Origin of the sequence: Actinomadura rubrobrunea NBRC 15275 (assembly GCF_001552235.1) — a bacterium.
Lineage (GTDB): Bacteria > Actinomycetota > Actinomycetes > Streptosporangiales > Streptosporangiaceae > Spirillospora > Spirillospora viridilutea.
On sequence record NZ_BCQU01000173.1, the window covers coordinates 1 to 4,674 of the forward strand.

The 4,674-nt window shown below is 71.8% G+C and carries 3 protein-coding genes; all 3 read right to left on the minus strand.

The window, feature by feature from the left end; translation table 11 throughout:
* Positions 1 to 71: 71 nt before the first annotated feature.
* A complete protein-coding gene (locus tag AR3_RS28590) occupies positions 72 to 1,502 on the minus strand; it encodes a GH1 family beta-glucosidase (RefSeq protein ID WP_067918695.1) in 1,431 nt (476 codons plus the stop codon).
* Positions 1,499 to 3,835: an alpha-xylosidase gene (yicI, locus tag AR3_RS28595; protein WP_067918697.1), complete on the minus strand. Its 2,337-nt coding sequence runs from the start codon at positions 3,833 to 3,835 to the stop codon at positions 1,499 to 1,501. The genes AR3_RS28590 and yicI overlap by 4 nt, the downstream gene beginning before the upstream one ends.
* Positions 3,832 to 4,674 (minus strand): carbohydrate ABC transporter permease (locus AR3_RS28600; RefSeq protein ID WP_067918699.1); only part of this gene is annotated, 843 nt, incomplete at its 5' end. The genes AR3_RS28600 and yicI, both read right to left, overlap by 4 nt.

Genomic DNA, 4,674 nt, shown 5'->3' on the forward strand with positions numbered 1-4,674 from the left:
GGCGGTCCCGCCGCCACCGCCGCCGGCGCACGCCGCGGCGCGCGGCACGCCGCGCCCGCCTCCCGCTCCGGTCATGGCGCGTCCGAGGGGACGCCGCCGGCGGCGATGAGGTCGCGGTACCAGTAGGCGCTGTCCTTCCAGGTGCGGCCGCCGGTGGCGTAGTCGACGTGGATCAGTCCGAACCGCTTGGAGTAGCCGTAGGCCCACTCGAAGTTGTCCAGCAGCGACCAGGCGAAATAGCCGCGGACGTCGACCCCGGCGTCCATGGCCCGGCGCATCGCGGCGATGTGGTCGCGCAGGTAGGAGATGCGGCGGTCGTCGTGCACCCGCCGCGCGCCCGCGCCCCCGCCGCCGGGGGACGCCCCCGCGTCCTCCACGCGGTCGTCGAAGGCGGCGCCGTTCTCGGTGATCATCAACGGCACGCCCGGGTGGTCGCGGTGCAGGCGCAGCAGCAGCTCCTCCAGGCCGGTCGCGTCGATCGGCCAGCCCATCGCGGTGTAGGGGCCGGGCTGGCGCGGGAACTCCACGTCGTCGCAGCCCACGAACGGGCTGGCCGCGCCCGGGCGGTGGCCGTCGTCGTGCTCGCGCGGGGACGCGCCGTCCCAGTGCCGCACCCGGGTCGGGCTGTAGTAGTTGACGCCGAGCACGTCCAGCGGCGCCGCGATGGTCTTCTCGTCGCCGTCGCGCACGAACGACCAGTCGGTGACGGCGGCGGTGTCCTCCAGCAGGTCGGCCGGGTAGCCGTCGCCGAGCATCGGGCCGAGGAAGATCCGATTGGCGACCGCGTCCACCTTCCGCGCCGCGTCCCGGTCCTCCGCCGCGTCCGACGCGCCGCGCACGTGGTGCAGGTTGAGGGTGACCGAGTGCCGCGCCGACGGCGCCACCACGTCGCGCAGCGCCCGGTTGGCCAGACCGTGCGCCAGGTTGAGGTGGTGCGCGGCGGTCAGCGCCGCCACCGGGTCGGTGCGGCCCGGCGCGTGCACGCCGGAGGCGTACCCGAGGAACGCCGAGCACCACGGCTCGTTCAGCGTCGACCACGTGTGCACCCGGTCGCCGAGCGCCTGGCCGACGCGGACCGCGTAGTCGGCGAAGCGGTACGCGGTGTCGCGCTCCGGCCAGCCGCCCGCGTCCTCCAGCTCCTGCGGCAGGTCCCAGTGGTAGAGGGTGACGACGGGCTTGATGCCGCGCTCGAGCAGGGCGTCCACCAGCCGCGAGTAGAAGTCGACGCCCCGCGGGTTGAACCGCCCCTCGGGCAGCACCCGCGACCAGGAGATGGAGAAGCGGTAGGCGGTCAGCCCCATCTCCGCCATCGCCGCCACGTCCTCGCGCCACCGGTGGTAGTGGTCGGTGGCCACGTCGCCGGTGTCGCCGTTCAGCACCCGGCCCGGGGTGTGGCTGAAGGTGTCCCAGATGGACGGGGTCCGGCCGTCCTCGGCGGCGGCCCCCTCGATCTGGTACGACGCGGTGGCCGCACCCCACAGGAAGTCGTCGGGGAAGGTCATCGGGCCTCCAGGTTGATGACGATCTCGGCGGACGTGGCGTGGACGAGGGCGCCCTGCTCGTGCTCGACGAGCGCGCCGCCCTCCACGGAGGCGACGCCGCGCACCCCCACCAGCAGGACGTTCCACGATACGGCCGCGCCCCCGGGGAACTCGGCCGCCACCCGGACCACCGCGCCGTCCCGGGAGGTGACGAACGACGCGGCGGTCCCCCCGCCGACCGGGGCGGGGATCTCGGTGGCGACGCGGGCGCCGTCGGCGAGCTCGTAGACCCGCAGCGTCACCCCGTCGGCGTGGTCGTAGTCGGGCCGGTCGTCCACCGCGCCCTCGGGGATCACCGCGCCGGGCCGCGCGAGCAGCGGCAGGCTGTCGAACCCGTGCCGCTCGCGCACCCAGCGCCCGCCGCGCACCTTCTCGCCCGTCAGGTAGTGCGTCCACACGCCGTCGGGCACGTAGTAGGCGACCTCGCCGTCGGCGGAGAACACCGGCGCGACGAGCAGGTCGTCGCCCAGCATGTACTGCCGTTCCAGGTGGGTGCAGGCCGGGTCGTCGGGGAACTCCACCACCATCGCGCGCATCATCGGCAGGCCCTCCTCGTACGCCTGCCGCGCCGCGCCCGCCAGGTACGGCATGAGCCGCATCTTCAACCGGGTGAAGCGGCGCAGGACGTCCACCGACTCCTCGTCGAACAGCCACGGGACCCGGTAGGAGTGGCTGCCGTGCAGGCGGCTGTGCGACGACAGCAGCCCGAAGGCGATCCACCGTTTGAACAGGGCGGGGTCGGGCGTCCCCTCGAAGCCCCCGATGTCGTGGCTCCAATAACCGAACCCGGACATGCCCAGCGACAGGCCGCCGCGCAGGCTCTCCCCCATCGCCTCGAACGTCGACTCGCAGTCGCCGCCCCAGTGCACGGGGAAACGCTGCGAGCCCGCGGTGGCGGACCGGGCGAACACCACCGCCTCGCCCTCGCCCCTCCGCTTGCGCAGCAATTCGAAAACCGTCTGGTTATAGAGGTAGGTGTAGTAGTTGTGGGCGCGCTCGGGGTCCGAGCCGTCGAAGAACTCCACGTCGGTGGGAATGCGTTCGCCGAAGTCGGTCTTGAAGCAGTCCACGCCCATGTCGAGCAGGGCGTCCAGCTTGGCGGCGTACCATTCCCGGGCCTCGGGGTTGGTGAAGTCGACCACCGCGCAGCCGGGCTGCCACTTGTCCCACTGCCACACGTCGCCGTTCGGCCGTTTCAACAGGTAGCCGTGCGCCTTGGCCTCCTCGAACAGCGGGGACCGCTGCCCGATGTACGGGTTGATCCACACGCAGATCCGCAGCCCGCGGTCCTTGAGGCGGCGCAGCATGCCGGGCGGATCGGGGAACACCCGCGGGTCCCATTCGAAATCGCACCACTGGAACTCGCGCATCCAGAAGCAGTCGAAATGGAACACGCTCAGCGGCAGGTCCCGCCGCGCCATCCCCTCGATGAAGGAGGTGACGGTCTCCTCGTCGTAGGAGGTGGTGAACGAGGTGGACAGCCACAGCCCGAACGACCAGTCCGGCACCCGCGCCGGCCGCCCCGTCAGCGCCGTGTACTTGCGCAGGATCTCCCGGGGCGTCGGCCCGTAGATCAGGTAGTAGCGCATCGACTGGCCCTCGACGCTGAACTGCGTGCGGGCCACCGACTCGGACGCCACCTCGAACGACACCCGGCCCGGGTGGTCGACGAACACCCCGTACCCGGCGTTGGTCAGGAAGAACGGGACGTTCTTGTACGCCTGCTCGCTGGCGGTGCCGCCGTCGGCGTTCCAGATGTCGACGGACTGGCCGTTCTTGACCAGCGGGCCGAACCGCTCGCCGAGCCCGTAGACGAAGTGGTCGACGCCGAGGTCGAGCTGCTCGCGCACGTAGTGGCGGCCGTCGTCGGTGTCGATGAGCGCCATGGCCTTGAAGCCGCTGCCGGTCAGCCGGCGCCCTCCGGCCAGGAAGTCCACCCGCCACTCGTCGCCGCGCGCCACCCGCACGGTCAGGTCCCCGGAGGTCAGGGCGGCCGCGTCGTCGTCCACGGTCACGGTCGCCTCGACGTCGGGGTCGGCGGCCACCTCGAACTCCGGGTGCGGCGCCCGCCCCCCGGCGAAGTGGGTGATGGTGACGCCGACGACGTCCCGCATGGGCGAGGAGCACGTCAGCGTCACCACCGGCCCCTTGAGCAGGTCGCCGCGGTGCCGGATGCGATGCGCGGGCGCGTGCACGACGAACGAGCCGGTTCCGGCGTCGACGTCGAGCACCTGCGCCGGGTAGGACGCGTGGACGCCCTCGCGCATCATCCAGTAGCCGTCGGTGAACTTCATTTGATGGCTCCAGCCGTGAGTCCGCGCGACAACGTGCGCTGGAAGACGAGGAAGAAGACGACGGTCGGGATCAGTCCGAGCAGCGCCGCGGCGCTGGACATGGTGGCGTCCATGAGCCGCTGCCCGTGCAGCACGCCGAGCGCCACCGAGACCGTCTGATTGTCGTTGGACTGCAGGAAGACCAGGGGGATGAGGAACTCGTTCCAGGTCCAGATGAAGAAGAAGACCAGCAGGACCGACAGGGTCGGCCGCACCACCGGCACCACGACCCGCCACAGGATCTGCCAGCGGCCCGCGCCGTCGATCCGCGCCGCCTCCAGCAGCGGCCGCGGGAACGTCGACAGCACCGACGACAGCAGGTAGGTGCCGAACGCGCTCTGGATGACGGTGAACACGATGATCACGCCGAGCCGGGTGTCGTACAGCCCGACCTGCTTGGACAGGTAGAACAGCGGGTAGACCAGCGCCTCCTGCGGCAGCGTGTTGGCCATCAGCAGCGCGACCAGCACCCACATGCGGCCCTTGACCCGTCCGATGCCCAGGGCGTAGGCGTTGAGCACCGACAGCAGCACCGCGCCGACCGCGACCGACGCGCTGATCAGGAAGCTGTTGAACAGCACCCGGCCGAACCCGACGCGCTCCCAGAAGTCCCGCATGCCGCCCAGGTAGAGGCCCTCGGGCGGCGCCAGCGGCCCGTTGGCGGTGTACTCCGCCGGCGTCTTCAGCGCGTTGAACACCACCACGACGAACGGGATCAGCATGATCCCGGCGAGCGCGGCCATGCCGACCAGCACCGCGTACGCCGACGGGCCGCGCCTGCGCCGCCGCGGCCGCCGTGC

Excerpts from the sequence above, each read along its gene's own strand:
- AR3_RS28590 (WP_067918695.1), bottom strand. The coding sequence starts at position 1,502 with ATGACCTTCCCCGACGACTTCCTGTGGGGTGCGGCCACCGCGTCGTAC.
- yicI (WP_067918697.1), bottom strand. The coding sequence starts at position 3,835 with ATGAAGTTCACCGACGGCTACTGGATGATGCGCGAGGGCGTCCACGCG.